This is a genomic window from Streptococcus penaeicida (assembly GCF_002887775.1).
GTDB lineage: Bacteria > Bacillota > Bacilli > Lactobacillales > Streptococcaceae > Streptococcus > Streptococcus penaeicida.
The window spans coordinates 1-22698 of the sequence record NZ_LOCM01000014.1 but is presented as its reverse complement, the minus strand read 5'-3'; the positions used below and the strand labels follow the sequence as shown (position 1 = coordinate 22698).

Here is a 22698-nt window from a genome sequence, read left to right as displayed (position 1 = left end):
GGTAGCCTTTCTAAAGTGTTTTTAGACAATTCTATTTTATCAAGACTATCGCAACCATGCAAAAAGCAACGGCAAAAACCGTTGCTTTTTTGTTATAGTCGTGTAGACTTTTGTCCCAGACTCTTTTTTGAATTTATGCGAAATCAATGTGAAAATCCATTTTAAAATTTACAAGATTAATGTATAGTCCATCATGAAAAATCAGGAAATTAAGATTTCTTATTATTAAAGACAAATAATTTACTGAGCATATAATTGAGGACAATGACTAATACTTGACCAAAAACTGTTTCAATCGAATTGATTAAAGTCTGGTTTTGATGGACAAACTGACCAATAATTTGCGGAAAGGCATCCACAAAGATAAATGCCAGTAAAACATCTAGGACAAGTGTTACTAACCTAGCGATGATAAATTTAATAAATCGGTTAAGGTAACCCTTGCGCTCTTGCTTAAAGACCAAAGTATCATTAGTGATGAAGGCAAAAAGAATAGCTATGATATTAGCCAAACCGGCAGCAAATGTAGCATCTGCTTTAATTTGGAAAATAATCAGGCGTGAAATAATATAGACCACCGTAGTCAATACCCCAAAAATCAGATACATGACCACTTCGCTTTTGAGAAGTTTTTTTAGATTAATGTTCATAGATTTTCTTTCTAAAAGAATTCTTAGGACTCAGTTTAAATACAATAACTCTGATTAGCCACGTTCCTTTAAGATGTAAATAGGACGTTTTTTTGTTTCCAAAAAAATTTTAGCAACATATTTACCTAAAATCCCTAAACAGAGTAATTGGAGCCCACCAATGAATAGAATAACCACAATCATACTGGCCCAACCATTGACACTACCACCAACTGTTAGCTTTCGGATAACAACAAATAGAATACCTATGATAGAAGCAATAAAGGACAAGAGGCCACTATAAGTAGCAAGGCTTAGTAAAGCTTCTGAGAAGTTAATAAAGCTATCCATTGAGTAAGAAAGCAATTGCCAGAAATTCCAAGACGTTTTACCCGCTACACGTTCTCTATTTTCAAAGGAAATGTAATAGGTCTTGTAACCTACCCAAGAAAAAATCCCCTTACTAAAACGATTGACCTCACCCATTTCTAAAACACTATCCAGTACTTGTCTGGTCATCAAGCGATAGTCACGAGCACCATCAACAATCTTAGTCGTTGAAACAGCATTAATCATCTTGTAAAAGAGTTTTGAAAAGAAAGTTCGAATTGGAGGCTCACCATCACGGTTTTTTCTTCGTGTTCCGACAATGTCGTAACCCTCTTGAATTTTAGCATACATTTGCACCAATAAAGCTGGTGGATCCTGCAAATCAGCGTCCATAACCGTAATGTAATCACCTTGAGCATGTTCCAAGCCAGCCAAAAGCGCACTTTCCTTGCCAAAATTGCGCGACAGCGCCAAATAATGAACATTAGCAAACTGCTTGGACAGGTCTTTTAAGACCGCCAAAGTCTGATCCTTGGACCCATCATCAACAAAAAGGTACTCAAAATCCACCTTTTCCGCAAGTTCTCTTTCATACTTTTGGGTTTCATGTAAAAACAAAGTGACCGCTTCTTCCTCGTTAAAACAAGGAACGACAATCGATAAGAGCTCTTTTTCTTTCAGCATAGTTGCCTTTCTCTAATATGCAAATCAAATTCTCAAATTAAGCCTATTTTAACATAAATGAGAGGAAATTACTTGAATAGCTTGTTAGAGAGGTTGGGAGTAAGGGTAAATTTTAATTTCTCTCCCCACTGCCGTTCCAAAATCGACAAATTCTGGCCAATTACCATTATCCTCCCATCCTTCAATCAATACTTCTAAAGTAGATTTAGATTTTGATTCTTCATTTTTAGTATTTTTAAATTAAACTCATCTTCATGATATTACTAATAATTTTTGTCAAATTATTTAGAGTTTGTCACTATCCTACTACACTTATCTTTAAATAACAAAAAAACTCACTACAAAATGTAGTGAGTTTTTACTTAGCTTATCAACTCTATTATTTAAGAGTGATTGTAGCTCCAGCTTCTTCAAGTTTAGCTTTAAGTTCTTCAGCTTCTGCTGCAGAAACGCCTTCTTTAACGTTAGCAGGTGCTCCATCAACAAGACCTTTAGCTTCTTTAAGACCAAGTCCAGTGATTTCACGTACAGCTTTGATAACGCCAACTTTTTTGTCGCCAGCAGCTGTTAATTCTACGTCGAATGAATCTTTAGCAGCTTCTTCAGCACCACCAGCAGCTGCAGCAGCTACAGGAGCAGCAGCAGTTACACCAAATTCTTCTTCGATAGCTTTTACAAGATCGTTAAGCTCAAGGATTGTAGCTTCTTTAATTTCAGCAATAATGTTTTCAATGTTCAATGCCATTGTGATTTCCTCCAAATGTTTGTTTTTAAATGTTTAGTTGTAGCTCTAAGCTACTTGTCGACTTAAGCGACTTCGTCTTTTTCTGCAACTGCTTTAACAGCATATGCAACGTTGCGAACTGGCGCTTGAAGTACTGAAAGGAGCATAGATAGCATACCTTCGCGGTTTGGCAATGACGCAAGGGCCATAATTTCTTCTTTAGTAGAAGCTGCACCTTCGATTGCACCACCTTTGATTTCAAGAGCGTCTGCAGTTTTAGCGAAATCGTTGATAACTTTAGCTGGTGCTACAACATCATCGTTAGAAAATGCTACAGCAGATGGTCCTACAAAAAGATCTTTCATTTCGCCAAGACCAGCTTGTTCAGCTGCACGTGACAAGATAGAGTTCTTGATAACTTTAAACTCAACGCCACTTTCACGAAGTGAACGACGAAGTTCAGTATCTTGACCTACTGTAAGTCCACGTGAATCAACAACAACGATACTTGCTGCTGCTTTCATTTTTTCAGCAACTAGATCAACTTGTTCAGCTTTTTTAGCAATAATTGCTTCACTCATTAGTTTACCTCCGTAATTATTTTTTGGTTAGGTACAAAAAAATCGCACCTAAACCTAGACACGAAAGTACAAATACGTTATTTTTAAATATCGTTTTGTGCCTCGGTAGGAATATTATGAGCTAGGCTCCCCTACTGTCTTAGGTCAGTTTTATTTCAAAACCTTTATTAGTATACTCCATCTGTTGCTAATTGTCAACAAATAAATCATTTATTTTTAAAATAAAAAGGTCAAAAAAGGTCAGTTATTTATTGACCTTTACTGACCAAAGGTATATAATACTCTTAGAAGGTGGTTAGAAAGCCCTAAAGACAAGTATTCCGTTAGAACCTCTCAACTTCTAGTAAGGATTAAATGACTTGTCCCTTCAAAAAAAATAACTGTGAGGTAAATGATTATGACAAACAATTATGGAAGAGATCCTTTTGGAAATATGGATGACATTTTTAATCAACTTATGGGAAACGTCAATGGTTTTCAATCAGAAAACCGACGCTATTTAGTCAACGGTCGTGAAATGACCCCTGAGGAGTTTTCTTACTATCGTCAAACTGGTAAACTCCCAAATCATGAGGGTACAGAAAAAAATAGTGCGACTCATCCGATTAATAATGATGGTATTTTAGCTAAACTAGGTACAAACTTAACAGAACAAGCCCGTCAAGGTCAACTTGACCCCGTTATTGGTCGTAACCAAGAAATTCAAGATACGGCAGAAATTTTAGCAAGACGGACTAAGAACAATCCTGTTTTGGTCGGAGATGCTGGTGTTGGTAAAACTGCTGTCGTTGAGGGCCTAGCACAAGCCATTATTAGTGGTGATGTTCCTGCTGCTATTAAAGATAAAGAGATTATCTCCATCGATATCTCGGGCTTAGAAGCTGGAACACAGTATCGTGGTAGTTTTGAAGAAAATATTCAAAATTTAATTAAAGAAGTTAAAGAATCTGGCAATATTATCCTATTCTTTGATGAACTTCATCAAATCTTAGGTGCCGGTTCTGCAGGTGGAGACTCTGGCTCTAAAGGTTTAGCTGATATCTTAAAACCAGCCTTGTCTCGTGGTGAAATGACCGTCATCGGTGCTACAACCCAAGACGAATACCGTAATACCATCCTCAAAAATGCTGCTTTGCTCGCCGCTTTAATGAAGTGAAAGTAAATGCTCCTTCTGCTGAAGATACCTTCCACATTTTATTGGGTATCCGAAACTTATATGAGCAACACCATAACGTGCTTTTACCTGACCCTGTTCTCAAAGCTGCCGTGGATTATGCCATTCAATACATTCCGCAGCGCAGCTTACCAGACAAAGCCATTGACCTATTGGATATGACTGCAGCTCACTTAGCGGCACAGCACCCGGTTACTGATCTTCAATCCCTCGAAAAGGAAATTGAAAACGAAAAAGCTAAACAAGAAAAGGCTGTCGAAAAAGAAGACTTCGAAGCAGCCCTTAAGGCCAAAACACGAATTGAAGAATTGCAAAAACAGATGACTAACCATACAGAAGGCCAAAAAGTCACAGCCAATATCAATGATGTAGCTGAATCAGTAGAACGCTTAACTGGAATCCCAGTCTCTAAGATGGGTGCTAGTGACCTTGAGCGCCTCAAAGAAATCGATCAACGCTTGAAAGCAAAAGTTATTGGTCAAGACCAAGCGGTTACTGCTGTTGCTAGAGCCATCCGCCGAAACCGTGCCGGCTTCGACGATGGCAATCGTCCCATTGGATCATTCTTATTCGTAGGACCGACCGGCGTTGGTAAAACCGAGTTAGCCAAACAGCTAGCGCTCGATATGTTTGGTTCCAAGGAGGCTATCATTCGTTTAGACATGTCAGAATATACTGACCGCACCGCAGTTTCCAAATTAATTGGGACAACTGCTGGTTATGTCGGTTACGACGATAACCAGAATACATTGACCGAACGCATTCGTCGTAATCCATACGCAATCATTCTCTTAGATGAAATTGAAAAAGCCGACCCGCAAGTCATTACACTCCTTCTCCAAGTACTAGATGACGGACGTTTAACCGATGGTCAAGGTAATACCATTGATTTCAAAAATACTGTTATTATTGCAACTTCTAATGCCGGCTATGGTTATCCAATCAAAGAAGAAGGTGAGAATGAGATTGACTTAATGGATAGACTTAAACCCTATTTCAGACCTGAATTTCTTAACCGCTTTAATGCTTTGATTGAATTTAAGGCTCTTGGAAAAATCGACCTTAAAGAAATTGTTGAATTGATGTTAGGGGAAGTTAATAAAACCATCCAGAAAAAAGGTATCAGTTTGGATGTAGATGAAGAGGTCAAAGAAGAATTAATTAGTCTTGGCTATGATCCTGAGATGGGTGTACGTCCATTGAGACGGGTTATTGAACAAGAAATTCGCGATAAGATTACCGACTATTACTTAGATCATCCAGAAGCTAAAAAACTGAAAGCTGTTCTAAAAGATGGTAAGATTACCATTAGTGAATAAGTTATGTCGACAAAAAGAACTCTCATCTGATTGATGAGAGTTCTTATTTTATTTTGTGAAGGTCACTTTATCTTTTTCACCTTTTAAAATTAAGTCCTTAGCAGATTTTTCATAGTCAATATATTTCTCACTCTTATCTTTTTTAAAGAAGCCAGCTTTTTGATTGATTGATGTGATTTCAATACGATTGAAGAAAGGATTAACTTTACCAGAAGTAACTTCTGTCTCAATCATTCCAGTTTCCTTATTGTAGGAACCACCGATTTCATCAGCAGTCTTTGTGAATTCAGCATCAAATTCTTTCTTTAAGTCAGCTTGACTAGTGATTGAGCTTTCCAACTCATCTTTGACATCTGGAGCCACTTCTTCCAAATTGACTTCTGAATCATTCAGAATTTTATTCATTTCCGTTTTGTAGTAGTTATAAATTTCTTGACTAAGGTATTGACTATTAACTTTTAAGTAATAAGTCATTTGGACCTTACCATCTTTAACCACCATCTTAATTTCTGGTTTGGAAATGGCATCTGCTGTCTTAATACCCATTTCGCTATCTAGTTTCTTCATATCGGCATTAAAGTTTTTATCGATTTCACTCTGCAAAGATTTTGCTTGCCATGTGCCATCGATGTTACCTTCTTGGTATTTATAGTATGCTGCCCCTGCACCGGCCAACATTATCAAAAGTAACAAGAGGCCAAAGAGTTTTAAACCTTTTCCTGATTTTTTCTGATTGGTCGATTCAATATAATTTTTTGACATTTCTTAATTCTCCTTTCATGCATGGTAACACTTTCTCCAAACACAGTCAAGAATTGACCGTTTTTAACAAATGACAGAAAATAAAAAATACTTCATTAAGAAGTATTTTAAACCATTGATAAAATGCTATCCCAGGCTTGATCAATACCTTGTCGATCAACTGAAGAGAATATAATAAACTGATCATTAGCATCAAAATTTAATTTTTTCTTGACCATGGATTCATGCTTGTTCCATTTACCACGAGGAATTTTATCCGCTTTGGTAGCAACAACAATAACTGGAATCTCATAGTATTTTAGGAAGTCATACATTTGCACGTCTTCTGCTGATGGCTCGTGGCGCAAATCAACTAAAGAAACGACTGCCCGCAAATTCTCACGGCTTGTCAGGTATTCTTCAATCATTTTGCCCCATCTTGCCCGCTCTGTTTTTGATACTTTAGCATATCCGTAACCAGGAACGTCCACAAAACGAAGTTTATCATCAATGTTAAAGAAGTTTAACAACTGCGTTTTACCGGGTTTAGCGGAAGTTCTCGCCAGGTTTTTACGACCTAAAATAGTGTTAATAAAACTTGATTTCCCAACATTTGAGCGACCAGCTAAGGCAATTTCTGGAATATCATCCTGAGGGTAATGAGATTTATTAGCTGCACTAAGTAAGAGAGCAGCATTGTGAGTATTGAGTACTTGTTCTTCTGACATGACAAACCCTTATGCCCTTTCCAGAACTGGTTGGCCTTGACCGCTCACAGCATCTTTAGTAATCAAAACTTTGGTAACGTCTTCTTGGCTGGGGATATCAAACATAACGTCTAACATGGTTTCCTCAATAATTGAGCGAAGACCACGCGCACCAGTTTTCCGTTCAATGGCTTTTTCAGCAATAGCATCCAAGGCTTCTTGCTCAAAAGTCAATTCAACACCGTCATAAGACAGAAGGGCTTGATATTGTTTAACAAGGGCGTTTTTCGGCTCTGTCAAAATTTTCACTAAATCATTAATGTCCAGTTGCTCCAAGGCCGCAACAACAGGCAAACGTCCAATGAATTCCGGAATTAAACCAAAGGTTTGGATATCCTCAGAAATAATTTCTTGCATGTAAGAAGCATCGTCATCAATTTTACGACTATTTTGGCCAAAACCGATAATTTTTTCACCCAAACGCTGTTTAACAATTTCTTCAATGCCATCAAATGCACCGCCAACGATAAACAAGATGTTTTTAGTATCAATCTGAATCATTTCTTGGTTTGGATGTTTACGTCCACCTTGAGGTGGAACTGATGCTACTGTACCTTCAATAATTTTAAGGAGCGCTTGTTGAACCCCTTCACCAGAAACATCTCGTGTGATAGAAACATTTTCACTCTTCTTAGCAATCTTATCGATTTCATCCACGTAAATGATACCACGTTCAGCACGTTCAACATTGTAATCAGCCGCCTGAATTAATTTCAAGAGGATATTTTCAACATCTTCCCCTACATAACCTGCTTCAGTTAAAGAAGTCGCATCCGCAATAGCGAATGGCACATTAAGAGTTTTAGCCAAAGTCTGTGCTAGGAACGTTTTTCCTGAACCAGTTGGACCAATCATTAGGATATTAGATTTTTGTAATTCAACTTCTTCTTCATCACGACTTTCAGTGAAAGAAACCCGTTTGTAGTGATTATACACCGCAACAGCCAAAGCTCTTTTAGCACGGTCCTGACCTACAACATATTGATTAAGAGTTTCCAAAAGTTCTTTTGGTTTTGGAACTTCTGTCAAATCAGCCAACACTTCTTCAGCTAACTCTTCCTTGATGATTTCTTGCGACAATGCTACACATTCGTTACAAATGAAGACATTATTTCCTGCAATTATTTTTTTGACCTCATCTTGACTCTTGCCACAAAATGAACAATGAATCTTGATATCAGTGCTTCGATTTCCTGCCATAATTATTTAAACTTTCTCTTTTCAATCTTTAAAATAGGGTGCCATAAAAGGCGTGAATGGTATTTACCAAGTTCGTAAGGACATTTAAAAGGAACAAAGTGCCCAGTCCATAACGTTCTTTCTTAAAAGCCGCCATGGCGCACAAAAAACAAATGACACCCAAAAATGCCGTAAATACCCCAAATATACTACGTTGCATGTTGATTCTCCTTAACGGTCTGCTTTTACCAGAACATGAACGGTGAAATCATAGGGATTCTGCTCATCTCTTTCGTAGAAAACCTGACTTTCTTCAACAAAACCATCCAAATCCATTTGGGGAGCGTAAGTATCTCCAGAAAATTCATGGTGGACCACTGTTTTGATAATGCGGTTAAAATGACCATCAAAAGCCTCTAATACTTTGGCACCACCGATAACATAGAGATTTTTTTCCTGTGCATGGTACCACTCTAGAGCTTTTTCAACACTAGTCACACTAAGGACACCATCCACTTGGTAATGGTCATCACTGGTTAATACAAGTGTCTGACGTTCTGGTAGGAGCCGTCTTTTCATTCCCTCAAAAGTCACACGTCCCATAAGGATAGCTTGGTGTAAAGTGGTTTTTTTAAAATGTTGTAATTCTTTTGGAAGACGCCATGGCAAGGTCCCATCAAGACCAATAACTCCATTTTCATCTTCTGCCCAAATGGCAATTATTTCTTTTGTCATGTCTTTAATTCCTTAATCTTTTGAGTCTATTCTAGCAAATTTTCAGACATATTGCTGAGAAAAAACATCTGCTAAAAGTTGCTTTCCTTAGATTGCCAAATCAAAACGTAATTGTGGTTTGACAGGTTGGTAATCAAGCAATTCAAAATCATCAGCCTTAATGTCAAAGAAATTGGTCCCGTCTGGAACATTTAAAACCAGTTTTGGTTGACAGTCACTTGCTTGACGACTTAGTAGTTCTTCTGCTTGAGGGAATTGATTGTCATAAATATGGAGATTATTGACAAAATAGAAGAATTTACCAACTTTCCAAGAAAAATGTTTGGCAATCATCATTTGTAAGGCCACATATTGCATGGCATTAATATGATGGGCTACTAACATATCATTAGATCTTTGAACTAAAGTAGCATCTAAATAGATATAACCATCAACGCGACGAACATCAAACATGGTTTGAAAAGCACAAGGAAGTAGACCCTCTGTCTCCTCAAAGGCCTCATAATCCCATAAAGAAATGACATTTCGACGATTCCATGGGTTTTCCCCAAGTTGTTTAAGGATTTTGTTCATAATGTCATGCTTTTTAACAACCGCACCATAGCGTTGGCCAATCGTACGGGTATTGCCAACTTCCCAGTCATTCCAATAATGAACATCGTACTTGTCTTCTAAAACATCTAATGAATTTGATTGATCTTGGTAAATCCACAATAATTCTTTGATGGCTGATTTGATGGGAATTGGTCTTAAAGTTGTAATTGGAAAATCACCGTCTGCTAAATTGTATTCTGAAAATGCTCCAGTAACATATTTAGAATTTGCAGTTTGCCCATCTTTATATTTAGGTCTAGCTTGTTCACTGAAAACACCAGTTTCTAAAATCCTTTTGATATTTTCTTTAAAAATGACATCGGCTTTTGTCATGACGACCCCTTTCTGACTATATACTGTTACTTATTTTACCAAAAAATAAGGAAATAGCTAGAAGAAAAACTGATAAGCACTTTTAATAACTGACTTTTTGCTTTGATTCTTGAAAGTAATCATCTGATTTCTTTTTTTTCAGAAAAATTATGATAAAATATTAGGGATATATAATAGCATAATTTAAAGAAGGAACACTATGAAAATAGGAATTGATAAGATCGGTTTTGCGACTGGTCGTTATGTTTTAGAAATGACTGACTTAGCAGAGGCTCGTCAGACTGACCCCGATAAATTCACCAAAGGCTTGATGCTTGATCGTATCAGTATTGCGCCGATTACAGAGGATATTGTTACTCTGGCAGCATCTGCCTCAGAAGCCATTCTCACCGACGAAGATAAAGAGAAGATTGATATGGTCATTTTAGCAACGGAGTCCTCTATTGACCAATCCAAAGCAGCAAGTATCTATGTTCACCAACTCTTGGGCATTCAGCCTTTCGCCCGTTCGGTTGAGATGAAAGAAGCTTGTTACAGTGCTACTGCTGCCCTTGATTACGCTCGCGCTCACATTAGTCTTCATCCTCAATCACGTGTGTTGGTTTTGGCCAGTGATATTGCTAAGTATGGGATTGACTCAGCTGGTGAACCGACTCAAGGGTCTGGTAGTATTGCTATGTTAATCACTGCCGATCCGGCTATTGCCATCATCAATGGCGATAATATAGCTCAAACTCGTGATGTGATGGACTTCTGGCGCCCTAACTACTCAACTACTCCCTATGTCAATGGCATTTTCTCTACTAAACAATATTTAGACTCTTTGAAAACCACTTGGGCAGAATACCTAAAACGTTACAATGCTTCTATTTCTGACTTTGCAGCCTTCTGTTTCCATATTCCTTTCCCAAAATTGGCATTCAAAGGACTCAATAAAATCATTGATAAAAATACGGCAAGTGACCATAAAAATAAACTAACGCAAGCCTTTAACGATTCGATTGCGTACAGTCGTCAAGTTGGAAATATCTACACAGGTTCTCTTTACATGTCTCTCCTTTCCCTTTTGGAAAATAGCCAATCCCTCACAGCGGGCGATAAAATTGGCATGTTTTCTTATGGCTCTGGAGCAGTCAGTGAGATTTTCAGTCTCCAATTAGTTGAAGGTTATCAAGACAGACTTGATCCTAATAGACAGGCTTATCTAGATGCCCGTCAAGTCATTTCGGTTGCTGAATACGAAAGTATCTTCTATCAAGAACCAGAGATGGATCGCGAAGGAAATGTTACTTTTGAGACTTATTTGACTGGAGATTATGCTTTAAGAACCATTCAAGAACACCAAAGGATTTATGAAAAAAATGACAAGTAAATCGATTAATTGGTCTGGCTTCTATAAAAAGAGTCCGGCTGATCGCATCGCTCTGCTAAAAGAACATGGTCTCTTAGACCAGTCTGCCCAAGCAAACTTAGAGCAAGAAAACTTATTATCCCTGGATACGGCTAATCAAATGGCTGAAAATGTTTTAGGCCGGCTTGCCCTCCCCTTTAGCCTGGTTCCTGATTTTTTAATCAACGGCAAAACCTACCAATTACCCCTAGTAACTGAGGAACCCTCTGTTGTAGCCGCCGCTTCTTTTGCTGGTAAGATTATCAAACGCTCGGGTGGCTTCAAGGCGCAAGTCCTCAATCGTCAAATGATTGGTCAAGTTGCCCTTTATGATGTACCTGATAAAGATAAGGCTAACCAAGCTATTATAGCAGCCAAGAACGAGCTTTTGGAAATGGCCAACATGGCCTATCCTTCTATTGTTAAACGTGGCGGTGGGGCTCGCGATGTAACAACCAGTATTAAAGAGGAATTCCTCATTGTCTATATGACTGTTGATACCCAGGAAGCAATGGGAGCAAATATGGTTAACACCATGATGGAAGCCATTGCACCAAGACTTGAGCAGCTTTCTAATGGTAAAAAGTTAATGGCCATCCTCTCTAACTATGCTACAGAGTCTCTGGTCCAGGCAGAATGTCAGGTTGATTTGCGCTACCTCAGTCGAGATAAATCAGAAGCCCTCGAGTTAGCAAAGAAAATGGTCCTAGCCAGTCAGTTTGCTCAAGTTGATCCTTACCGGGCAGCTACTCATAATAAAGGTATCTTTAATGGTATTGACGCACTTGTGATAGCTAGTGGAAATGACTGGAGAGCGATTGAAGCTGGTGGCCATGCCTATGCAGCTAAGGGTGGCGCTTACCGTGGTCTTAGTACTTGGACCTTGGATAGTGAAAATCAGGTTATCAAGGGTCAATTGACAATGCCTATGCCAATTGCCACCAAAGGTGGTTCAATCGGTCTTAACCCAAGTGTCCAAATTGCACATGATTTGCTGGGTTGGCCTGGGGCTAGAGAATTAGCTCAAATCATTGTCAGTCTTGGTTTAGCACAAAACTTTGCTGCTTTAAAAGCCTTAACCAACACTGGTATTCAAGCTGGACATATGAAGCTGCAAGCTAAATCACTTGCCCTCCTTGCAGGAGCAAGTGAAAAGGAACTTGCTAGCCTGATGCCAGAATTACTAAAAGTAAAACCATTAAATCTGGAAAATACGCAAAAATTATTAGAAAAACTTCGTCAAAAATAATTAGTAATGATTAGAAAGCTTGGTCGAAAACAAAGAGTAATTGTTGAAAAAGTTTTCTCAACTATAAGCAAAAGCCTTGAAAGAACAACTCTTTCAAGGCTTTTTAATATTCAATAAGTTTAACTATTAGCTTCTTTTAAGCGGCCATAAAGCAGATAATCAACTGATCTAAGCTCCTCAATGGTTTTGCAATTGAGAGCACACATAATGAGTTTAAGGTCTTCTTTCCAACCATTTATAATAGCAATGACTTGATCTTCATGATATGACTCAACTAGCTCTAAGACAGTTCGAGAAAGACCAACAGCACGCGCCCCAAGAACTAAGCATTTAATCATATCTAAAGGATGACGAAGACCACCTGAAGCAAGAATCTCAACATCTTCAATAATGGACTGACAATTCAAAAGACACTGACAAGTACTTTGACCCCAGTTATCCAGATAGGAACGATTACAACCTCTTTGATTTTCGATGTAGGCAAAGGAAGTTCCCCCACGACCAGAAATATCAAAGGTTTTAACCCCTAAATCACGAGCGAACTCAATGGATTTGCGGTCCATGCCAAAGCCGACCTCTTTCAATATAACAGGAACTGGAATCTGATTCACATAATCTTTTAGGTTTTGACGCCATGAACGAAAAGCCCGCTCGCCTTCTGGCATCAGCAATTCTTGCATGACGTTAACATGGACTTGTAAAAATATGGGTTGCATTTCTTCAACAGTTCGTAAGCCCAAACTGATTTCTTTATCAAGGCCAATATTGGTTGCCAGTAAAAGCTCAGGGCAACTTGACGCAATTGATAAGACTGGTCATTAGGGTCTTTCAAGGCTGCGCTATAAGAACCAGTTACCATAGGAATACCAGTAGCTGCCGCAACCCTTGCCAATTTTTCATTGACAGCCTTGCCTTTTTCACTTCCACCGGTCATGGCATTGATATAAAAAGGGAAAGCAAAATCTTGACCTGCAAAATGGGTCGATAAATCAATTTCTGCTAAATCATATTTAGGTAGCGATGCATGGATTAATTCCATATCATCAAAAGAATTGTAAGAAGATTGGTACTTCAAAGCATATTTTATATGATCATTTTTACGATTGGTCATTAAATCAAGTCCACCTTTGGTCATAAATAAGGTCAATTGCGTTTGCTTGCCAGTCTTTGATAATCTGATCCGTAGATTCCTGATCAAAAGAGAAGGCAATGCCACAATCTCCACCGCCAGAACCAGAAGATTTTCCAACGGCATTTACATTCTGGCAGGCAGCTCTTAAGGCTAATAATTTAGGATGATAGATTGCTGGATCCAGCGACTCTAATAAGTCACTAACACGGGCTAAGGAAAGCACAAAAAGTTCTTTATCACCGCTCTCAATAGCTTTTTGACAGGCCTTAACAGCATTTTCCGTTTCACTTAAGTAGTCGCTTGTTATAGCCTCTTTGACACGATTGATCATATCACGTGAGATTGAAGGAACTTTTGTCCAACCAACTAAAAAATGCGCCTTTAAGCTAGTTTTAATAGGTTCAATTGTATACTGCCAGTCTTCGGTCATCAGTTCTTCGAAAGAATGGTTAGCAATCTTTTGGCTAATGGCTTTTCGGTCAAAAGAGCGATAGGCAATCATTTGGTCATAAGTAATACAGGCAATGTCACCCATAGATCCATTATCACCAAGTTTCAATAAAGTATAGGCTGCCATTTTAAAAAGCAAATCTGGAGATAGGTCAAATTGGTAAAAAGCAGCTAAAGCTTTTAAAGTTAATACTGTTACACTGCCACTGGAACCTAGGCCATACTTCTTACCTTCTGCTTCCATCTGACTTTTAATGGTCAATTCAAAAGCTGGCAATTGGGCAAGGTCTTTTCCAAGCAACAGGGACATGGTCTCTAATGAGGCTTGAATCAAAGCATAGTTAGCATCAGCCTCCAAGCCAACAGCATAGTCAAACATATCCGACCAAATCTTAAAGTCATGAGCGGCCTTAATATCAGCCGTCATTTTGATTGGAACTGGCATTAAGATAGCCGTTTGGCCAGGCACTAAAACCGAGTACTCACCTGCAATATACAGTTTTCCACCAGTTTCAAGATGATACTTAGTCATTTGGTAATTCCTTTGTTTTTGAGACAATTATCTTATAATCTTGAGCGAAAAGATTTGCAAGCTCCTCCAAATCCTGCTCCAAGCAGAGAACCTTGACATTTGGGCCAGCATCCATGGTGAAATAGCAATGATATCCCTGCGACCGCAATTCCTTCACTCTGCCCATAGCTTTGTAGGATGCCTCATTCAAGTAAGAGAAAGAGGGAATTGAGGTTTTAGTTGTTTCATGCATGGCAAGAGCATTTTCTTCCGTCAATAAACCAACTTTTTCAAAATCATTAGCTTTCAAATGCTTAAGCATTTCCCGATAATCGACTTGAGATTTAGCCATCCATTGGTCAAATGTTGTTGAATCTGACGACAGAGTTTCATACCATCACGACTAGAAATCGGCTTGCGTTCATCATTTAAAACAAGCATGATCATGGCTAATTTTAAATCCGTTTCCACTTTGTAGATAGCACCACTATCTTTATCCCATGCAGATATAGGGCCAAAAAATGAGCGGGAGGCAGATCCTGAAGCAAACTTAGCTTTTTGAGCTAATTCGCTTTGAGTGAGCCTTGTTTCAAAGAATTGGTCACAAGCCTTGACTAGTGCGGATAATCCACTCGAACTTGAGGATAAGCCTGCTGCGGTGGGCATATTATTGCTGGTCCGGACTTGAACAAATTGATTCTTGTCAGTTCGAAATTGGTCAATGATGGCCGTGATTTTGGCATGCTCTGCATCATCTTGCAATTGGTCATCGATGTAAAAGAGGTCCCTGTCAGCTCCATCTGGTAACTGCTCAAGTTGGGTTTCGGTATACATATTTTCTAAGGTGAGGGAAATACTGCTGGTTGAAGGAATCATTTTTTCCTGATCTTCTTTTCCCCAATACTTAATAATGGCAATATTGGCGTAGGATTTCACACTTACAGTTTTTGGATCCACGTGTTTACGGCCCCTTCTTCTAATAATTTTTCACTAATGGCTTGTGCTTTTTTTTGACTGTCGGTTAAGGCGATAATGCAGCCACCCAGACCGCCACCAGACATTTTGGCACCGATGGCCTTGTTGGCTAAAGCCACTTCTACTAAGTGGTCTGCTTCTTGGATACTGACACCAATAGCCTTAAGCTCTTGATGGGCTTGACTCATAGCTTGTCCAATGGTTTGAATATCTTTTTGGGTAATGGCTTCTTGCACTATTTCAGCTAGTCTGCCGAGATTCGCCAAGTGAGGTAGATTACTTTCTTCGTGCTTAGCTACCTTATTAACGGCTTCACGGGTATGACCATGAATGCCTGTATCAGCAATAATCATGAAAGCATTCAGATCTACAGCAAAACTTTTGAAGCCGATATTACGGATAAAGGTAATGGCTTGATCACTTAAGCAGGTTTTTGCGTCAAGACCACTTGGATTGGTATGGGCTATAATCTCTGCTTTATTGACTAATATTTCTAATTCTTTATCACTTAAAGGCTGGTCGAAATAGTCAAAAACTGCTCGAATAGCTGCGATGGAAACTGCTGCAGAGGAACCCATGCCACGTTTTTGGGGTACTTGAGAAATAATCTCATAAGAAATGGGTTTGTCTTTAATATGCAAATAGTCTAATGCTGAATAGATTGCTGTTGATAGGGTATCATAAAAATCAAATTTTAATTTTTCTTTAGCTTCTTTAATCAGACAAGTAACTTCGATATCTTTTAAAGGGAGTGCAATTGCTGGAAAACCATATACGACGGAATGTTCTCCCATCAAAATGATTTTACTATGTGCTTTCCCAATGCCTATTTTTTCTGTCATAAATTAATCGATTTCATTCTAATGTATTTTTCTCTTACCTTACTATTTTACACTAAATACAAGGAAATTGCGATATTGAGCCTTCTTTTACCAGCTACTTACAGAAAAATAATTGAAATCTTCATTTTAGTCAAGAACCAATCCTAATGTCTTCCTTAAGACTTGCTTCAAGCAACGAAATTCTTCATTCTAAAAAGCTGGGATAAGCCCAGCTTTTTAGGATACTTTCTCTTGGATTCGAAACATCTGAGCATAAATGCCATTAGCCTCAAGAAGCGATTGGTGATTGCCCCTTTCAAGGATGCTTCCTTGATCCAGAACTAAAATTTGGTCAGCATTTTGAATAGTAGATAAGCGATGGGCAATGATAAAGGTGGTTCTTCCTTTTTTTAAAACTTCCATTGCCTGCTGAATGATTTCTTCGGTTTCTGTATCAATATGTGAGGTTGCTTCATCTAAAATTAAGATTTTAGGATTGGCAATTAGTGTTCTGGCGAAAGCAATTAATTGTCGTTCACCACTTGAAAAGGAAGCTCCTTTTTCAAATACAGGTTCATAAATGCCTTTTTCTAATTTATCTAAGAGGCTTTTAGCACCAACTTGAATGAGAGCATCAACTATTTCTTGATCCGAATAAGACTGATTTCCCATTGTAATGTTGGAGGCAATTGTTCCTGAGAAAAGATAGGGATCCTGCAGGACAATACCCATTTGTGATCTTAGGCTCTCACGTGAAAAATCTTTAATTGCCTGTTGGTCAACCAAAATCTCACCTTCTTGAGGGTCATAAAAGCGATAAAGTAAGTTCATAATTGAGGATTTGCCAGAACCAGTATGTCCAACTAAGGCTACCGTTTCACCTTTTTTTGCTTCAATCGAAATATCATTCAGGACATAATGTTCCTGGTCATATGCAAAAGAAACATGATTGAAAACGACATTCCCTTCAGATACTTTAATGGCTTCACTGCTTTCAATTTCCCTTTCTTGATTAAGCAGTTCTAGGAATCTTTTCCCAGTTGCATGTGACCTCTGGATATTAGGGAGTTGACGGACCATCATCCCCATTAAGTCAAAAAGTCTGGTAAGGTAATTTAGATAGACAAAAAGCATACCTACAGTTATCGATGACTTTCCTTCAAGAAATTGGTAACCAATAAAGGCTAAAATTCCAGAAATAATAGTATATTTAACAAACTCCGTTAAGGTCCATGAAGCCAATGAATCCGCCAAGATGATTTGATTGTCAGCCTGTCTCATCTTAGTAATTTCCTGGTCAAAAGCATCTAGAACCTTTTCCTCTTGATGGTATAGTTGAATAATGGAAACCCCGTTCATGGTTTCATTAACCTGTGTATTAACCGAACTTCTAGCTTGGTAAAAATCTTTCATTGCTTGGTCAGTTAACTTTTTATAGAGCATCTGAATAGCATAAAAAATCGGTAGTATAAACAATAAAAGCAAACCTGAAACAAAGTCAAGATAAATTAAAATACCATAAATGACCAGAACTTGAACCAGACAAATGATTAATTGAGATAGCAGATTATCATAAAATTGATTTCTCAATGTCTCGGTATCGTTAACAATACGTGTAGCTATTTTTCCTGCGGGTTTATGATCAAAATAAGAAATAGGTAAATTTTGCATGGTTTCAAATACCTGATTGCGCAGTCTTTCCACAATAAGATTGGAAGCCTTGATCAAGGATTTGAACGAGTAATAACGAAAAATAGATGTCAAGAAAATTAAGACTAGATAGAGATAAACTAAGTGATAAAATGAGCTTAAATGGTCTTGTTTACCTTTTGCAAGGGGTGTTAAAAATTGGTCAATCATTCTTTGTAAAAGTAAGGGGCCATATTGACCGGCACCTGTCGCTAACAAAAGTAGAAATATCCCTATCCAAAAGGGTTTTTTTCCCCATTTTATTTCTGCAAGTAAGGATTTAAAAACGGGCATATTAGTCCTCCTTTCCTTCTTGTTTGAGGTATTGTTGATAGTACCAGCCACCTAATTGATAAAGTTCTTCTGGACGACCTTCCTCAACAATACAGCCATTCTCTAAAACAATAACCCAGTCAGCATGTTGAATGGCTGAAAGGCGATGACTGACAATGACTGTGGTTTTTCCATGTCTTTTTTCTTGGATATTGGCTATAATGGCTGCTTCTGTTTTAGCATCGACTGCTGATAAGGAATCGTCTAAAATGAGCAAATCTGGCTCTGCTAAAAAGGCTCTGGCGATTGAGATACGCTGTTTCTGACCACCGGAAATGGATAGTCCCCGTTCACCAATCTCGGTTTCTAAGCCCTGCGATAAGTGCTGCAAATCTTCTTTAAAAGCTGCCGTCTCAATGGCCTCCAGAATCTGCTCTTTTCCGGCTTGGCTATTCCCCATAGCAATATTTTCCCAAACCGTTTTTGAAAAAAGAATATGTTCTTGAGGGACGTAGCCGATTTTTGCTTCTATTTCTTTGCGTTGATAGTCCAAAATATCACGACCGTTTATCCGGAAAGTCCCACTTCCCTTAGGATATTGACGGAGAAATTGGCGGACCAAAGTCGTTTTGCCTGAACCTGTTTTGCCGATAATGCCCAAGGTCTGACCCCGATTCAAGCTGATATTAAGTTCTTTAAGGGTATCATGTTGGTTCTTAGGGTACCTGAAAGAATATGCTTTCATCTCGATTGCGTCGATTTGGGTCAACCCACAAGTGCCGTCAGTCTCCATATCATCAATAGTTGTAATCAATTCATTCAGTTTTCCAAAAGAGGTATTGCCTGTTTGATAAACCAGAATAAAATCAGCCAACATGCTGAAAGGTTCAATTAATGACACCAAATACAGTTGTAAGGCGATAACTTGACCTAAGGTCACACTATGATTTTGCAAAAATGAGATACCAGTGACTAATACCAGTATGGTGCTTAAGGCGATCATACTTGAAAAGACTGGAAAATAGAGTCCACGGATAGTTGCAATTTGATTCCACTTTTCAGCTATTGCTGCCGTTTTCACTTGAAATTCTCTTGCCAGGTAATCTTTTTTGCTGTAGGCTCGCATAACACGGATGCCTTCAACGGTTTCCAAAACTTGATCACTTAAATTGGAAATAGACTCTCTGGCTTCTTCTACGAGCAGTTCTTGTTTTTTTGTCATAAAATAAGTCATGACAACTCCAAAAATAATTGGTATCATGCCAATTAAAGTCATTTGCCAGGAAATGAGAAACATGGTAGGAATAATAAAAGCGAACATGCCACCGGCATATAAGATAATCATTAAGCCATAACCAATAAAATCCATTAAGGCTTCGACATCAGTTGAAAAACGCGTCATCATATCACCAGAACGAAATTTATCGTAATAAGGCGTCCGCATAAAGACTAATTTTTTAAAAGCACGCTGTTGTAATTCACATTTAAAAGCTACAGCTTCTTGAAAAAGTTTTAAATGCCATAAATAGGCAGTTCCATAAGAAATAATTGTTGCTAAAAGTAAGACAAGGATATGGTTCCATAAGGAAGTCTGACTAAGCTCATCTTTACTCATCAAATCAACCATACTTTGAATAACTTTAGTTGGAACAATTAAACTGGCATCATAAATTAACAAGGAAATGGCAACTAGTAAGTAGACAACTTTCTTTGTTTTTATATGTTCTAAAATTAAAGATAGCATCTGCCCCTCCTTTTATGGTTACTATTACTAAAACATTAAGTATTTTGAGACACAAAAAGCCCGCAATAAGAAATCCTTCCTACCGCGGGCTCTAATATTAGTTACACTAAAGTAAACTAACTGTTTTGGTTAGAAAGGAGTTTATAAAAAATGTTTTGAGTCATATCAATTGTTAACATTTTTATTTTTCTCCTTTCTTTTAATATGATTTTCATATTAGCATAAGTATTCATAAATTGCAAGCTTATTTCGAAATATTTTCGCGAACATTAAGTAGAGATTTTTCTCTAATATTAGTTTTTTTACAAAATGAAACCCCTTTACACTATTTTTACAAAATTTTAATTCACTTTTTATACAATATTTCTTGTTTTGTTTATTAAAAGATAGTAAACTAATTATGCAACATATTATATTTCTTTAGGAGATTTGGAGTTTTATGAAAAAGCATATTGTTTTAAAAAGCAGTATTTTAAGTGTCCTTGCTGGTATGTCAATTCTTGTTTCATCTGTAAATGCTGATCAGGTTGATCTTCAAGTATTAGGTGTTAATGACTTCCATGGTGCTATTGACCAAACAGGTTCAGCTTATATGCCTGATGGAAAAGTTTCTGGAGCTGGTACAGCCGCTCAACTTGATGCTTATATGGACAAAGCACAAACTGATTTCACGCAAACTAGCCCAACTGGTACAAGTATCCGTGTCCAAGCTGGTGATATGGTTGGTGCAAGTCCTGCCGATTCAGGCTTGTTACAAGATGAACCGACAGTTAAAGTATTCAATGAAATGAACGTGGAATATGGAACCCTTGGAAATCACGAATTTGACGAAGGTTTAGCAGAATATAATCGTATTATGACTGGTACTGCACCAGCTGCTGATTCAACCATCAACCAAATTACTAAAGATTATCCGCATGAAGCATCTAATCAAACCATTGTTATTTCAAACGTCGTTGATAAAACAACTGGTGAAATTCCTTACAATTGGCAACCGTATGCGATTAAACATATTCCAGTTAATAATACTTCTGTAAATGTAGGTATTATTGGTGTTGTTACAACTGAAATTCCTGACTTAGTTCTAAAACAAAACTACGAGCAATACAACTTCTTAGATGAGGCTGAAACAATTGCAAAATATGCTCGTGAACTCCGTGCACAAAATGTTAATGCTATCATGATTTTAGCTCACATTCCAGCAACTACTGGTAAAGACGGTATTGTTGGTAATGAAATTGCCACAATCATGGAAAAAGTTAACCAAATTTATCCAGATAACAGTATTGACATCATCTTTACCGGTCATAACCATGTTTATGCTAATGGAACAATTGGTAACACACGTGTTGTCCAAGCTCTTTCTTCAGGAAAAGCATACTCAGACGTTCGTGGAACTCTAGATACAGATACACAAGACTTTATTGCTACTCCTACAGCTCAAGTTGTTGCTGTTGCACCTGGTGTTTTAACTGGAACTCCAGAAATTCAAGCAATTGTTGATAATGCCAATACAATTGTTGCTCAAGTTACAGAAACAAAAATCGGTACTGCTGTTACAACTGACAATATCTCAAGAGAAGTAAACGTTGATAAAGAATCAGCCCTTGGTAATCTTATTACAACTGCTCAACTAACTGTTGCCAAAGAATCATTCCCAGATGTTGATTTTGCCATGACAAATAATGGTGGTATCCGTGCTGACTTAGTTGTTAAAAGTGATAAAACAATTACTTGGGGGGCTGCACAAGCTGTTCAACCTTTCGGTAATATTCTTCAAGTTATTGAACTTACTGGCCAACAAATCTATGATGCTTTAAACGAACAATACGATGAGGGTGAAAAATACTTCCTTCAAATGTCTGGCCTAAAATATACTTATACTGATAGTGGTTCAACAGATCCATTAAATCCTTACAAAGTTGTTAAAGCTTATAAAGCTGATGGTACAGAAATTGATCCTAATGCAACATACAAAGTAGTAACAAATGACTTCCTATATGGTGGTGGCGATGGCTTCAAGACCTTCAAAAATGGTAAATTACTTGGTGCTATTAACCCTGATACTGAAGTCTTCATTAAGTACATCAAAGATTTAGAAGCAAATGGTCAAAAAGTTTCAGCTGCCATAACAGGTGTTAAAACTTATGTAACGATTAAAATGGAAGCTAAGCAAACGACTGATGCTACTGGAACTCACGATATTGTTAACCGACTCTACCTAGATCGCGATGGCAATGTTGTCATTACTGAAGTTGTATCAGATCTCTTTACTCCAGCGCCAGTCGACGATACAAAACCAGAAGATACAACTAAACCTAGTCAAAAACCAGCAACTCTTCCAGTTAAAGTTAAAACATATGGTTACGTTTTAACAGCTGAAAAAGTTGCAAAAGATGCTCAAAAAGCAAGTGCAAATAAAGAATTGCCTACTGCTGGTAGCAATAATCAAAATTCAATTCTTCTGACTTTAGCAGGTATGGCTACTCTATCACTAGCCGGTCTCCTTAAGAAAAAAGAACAATAATAAAGCTTAACCCCCATGCCTGATATGTACCCAGAATCCTGGACACATACTTATAAACTAGGCAGAACCCATGGATGTCATCCTGTATTGTACAGGAGGCATCCATTTTGTTTTTGCCTGAATTCTTTTGTTATTGTAATAATCAAT

The 22698-nt window shown here is 37.9% G+C and carries 17 protein-coding genes, 3 pseudogenes and 1 other annotated feature; of the genes and pseudogenes, 4 read left to right on the top strand and 16 right to left on the bottom strand.

The window, feature by feature from the left end:
• Positions 1–209 precede the first annotated feature (209 nt).
• The 4 genes from AT575_RS02950 to rplJ form a co-directional block, all read right to left on the bottom strand.
• Complete coding sequence (locus AT575_RS02950; protein WP_102777083.1) at positions 210–650, bottom strand: GtrA family protein; 441 nt, start codon at positions 648–650, stop codon at positions 210–212.
• Between the two features lie 54 nt (positions 651–704).
• Entirely contained in the window at positions 705–1643 is a 939-nt protein-coding gene (locus tag AT575_RS02945; protein WP_102777082.1) for a glycosyltransferase family 2 protein, read from the bottom strand.
• 379 nt (positions 1644–2022) lie between these two features.
• Positions 2023–2388: a 50S ribosomal protein L7/L12 gene (rplL, locus tag AT575_RS02940; RefSeq protein ID WP_102777081.1), complete on the bottom strand. Its 366-nt coding sequence runs from the start codon at positions 2386–2388 to the stop codon at positions 2023–2025.
• A 62-nt stretch (positions 2389–2450) separates the two neighbouring features.
• On the bottom strand, positions 2451–2948 hold the full coding sequence (gene rplJ / locus AT575_RS02935) for a 50S ribosomal protein L10 (protein ID WP_102777080.1): 498 nt from the start codon (positions 2946–2948) through the stop codon (positions 2451–2453).
• 27 nt (positions 2949–2975) lie between these two features.
• Positions 2976–3110 (bottom strand) — a sequence feature (ribosomal protein L10 leader region).
• 235 nt (positions 3111–3345) lie between these two features.
• On the opposite strand from rplJ, the pseudogene AT575_RS02930 reads away from it, so the two are divergent.
• Positions 3346–5441: pseudogene (locus tag AT575_RS02930) on the top strand (AAA family ATPase).
• A 48-nt stretch (positions 5442–5489) separates the two neighbouring features.
• On the opposite strand, the gene AT575_RS02925 reads toward AT575_RS02930, so the two are convergent.
• The 5 genes from AT575_RS02925 to AT575_RS02900 all read right to left on the bottom strand — a co-directional run bounded on the left by AT575_RS02925 (position 5490) and on the right by AT575_RS02900 (position 9790).
• A complete protein-coding gene (locus AT575_RS02925; protein ID WP_102777079.1) occupies positions 5490–6203 on the bottom strand; it encodes a hypothetical protein in 714 nt (237 codons plus the stop codon).
• Positions 6204–6310: 107 nt separating this feature from the next.
• A complete protein-coding gene (yihA, locus tag AT575_RS02920; protein ID WP_102777078.1) occupies positions 6311–6910 on the bottom strand; it encodes a ribosome biogenesis GTP-binding protein YihA/YsxC in 600 nt (199 codons plus the stop codon).
• A gap of 9 nt (positions 6911–6919) precedes the next feature.
• Entirely contained in the window at positions 6920–8149 is a 1230-nt protein-coding gene (gene clpX / locus AT575_RS02915) for an ATP-dependent Clp protease ATP-binding subunit ClpX (protein WP_102777077.1), read from the bottom strand.
• 210 nt (positions 8150–8359) lie between these two features.
• The gene (locus AT575_RS02905; protein ID WP_102777075.1) at positions 8360–8863 is read right to left on the bottom strand and encodes a dihydrofolate reductase; all 504 of its coding nucleotides are present in this window, start codon (positions 8861–8863) and stop codon (positions 8360–8362) included.
• Positions 8864–8950: 87 nt separating this feature from the next.
• Entirely contained in the window at positions 8951–9790 is an 840-nt protein-coding gene (locus tag AT575_RS02900; RefSeq protein ID WP_102777074.1) for a thymidylate synthase, read from the bottom strand.
• A gap of 199 nt (positions 9791–9989) precedes the next feature.
• On the opposite strand from AT575_RS02900, the gene AT575_RS02895 reads away from it, so the two are divergent.
• Positions 9990–11162, top strand: coding sequence for a hydroxymethylglutaryl-CoA synthase (locus tag AT575_RS02895; RefSeq protein WP_102777073.1), 1173 nt, complete (start codon positions 9990–9992; stop codon positions 11160–11162).
• Positions 11152–12429, top strand: coding sequence for a hydroxymethylglutaryl-CoA reductase, degradative (locus tag AT575_RS02890; protein ID WP_102777084.1), 1278 nt, complete (start codon positions 11152–11154; stop codon positions 12427–12429). The genes AT575_RS02895 and AT575_RS02890 overlap by 11 nt, the downstream gene beginning before the upstream one ends.
• A 119-nt stretch (positions 12430–12548) precedes the next feature.
• On the opposite strand, the pseudogene fni reads toward AT575_RS02890, so the two are convergent.
• The 6 genes and pseudogenes from fni to AT575_RS02860 all read right to left on the bottom strand — a co-directional run bounded on the left by fni (position 12549) and on the right by AT575_RS02860 (position 20024).
• Positions 12549–13540, bottom strand: a pseudogene (gene fni, locus AT575_RS02885) (type 2 isopentenyl-diphosphate Delta-isomerase).
• Between the two features lie 4 nt (positions 13541–13544).
• Positions 13545–14543 carry a phosphomevalonate kinase gene (locus AT575_RS02880; RefSeq protein WP_102777072.1) on the bottom strand — a complete coding sequence of 333 codons (999 nt, stop codon included), beginning with the start codon at positions 14541–14543 and terminating at the stop codon, positions 13545–13547.
• Positions 14536–15479, bottom strand: a pseudogene (mvaD, locus tag AT575_RS02875) (diphosphomevalonate decarboxylase). The gene AT575_RS02880 and the pseudogene mvaD overlap by 8 nt, the downstream one beginning before the upstream one ends.
• A complete protein-coding gene (mvk, locus tag AT575_RS02870; protein ID WP_102777071.1) occupies positions 15461–16339 on the bottom strand; it encodes a mevalonate kinase in 879 nt (292 codons plus the stop codon). Before mvk ends, mvaD begins: the two are co-directional and overlap by 19 nt.
• Before the next feature lie 216 nt (positions 16340–16555).
• Positions 16556–18301: an ABC transporter ATP-binding protein gene (locus AT575_RS02865; protein ID WP_102777070.1), complete on the bottom strand. Its 1746-nt coding sequence runs from the start codon at positions 18299–18301 to the stop codon at positions 16556–16558.
• A 1-nt stretch (position 18302) separates the two neighbouring features.
• Positions 18303–20024, bottom strand: a complete 1722-nt coding sequence (locus AT575_RS02860) for an ABC transporter ATP-binding protein (protein ID WP_102777069.1) — start codon at positions 20022–20024, stop codon at positions 18303–18305.
• 439 nt (positions 20025–20463) lie between these two features.
• Between AT575_RS02860 and AT575_RS02855 the strand changes: the two genes are divergently transcribed.
• Positions 20464–22551, top strand: a complete 2088-nt coding sequence (locus tag AT575_RS02855) for a surface-anchored 5'-nucleotidase (RefSeq protein ID WP_102777068.1) — start codon at positions 20464–20466, stop codon at positions 22549–22551.
• 57 nt (positions 22552–22608) lie between these two features.
• On the opposite strand, the gene AT575_RS11060 is transcribed toward AT575_RS02855, so the two are convergent.
• Entirely contained in the window at positions 22609–22698 is a 90-nt protein-coding gene (locus AT575_RS11060) for an IS3 family transposase (RefSeq protein WP_404966738.1), read from the bottom strand.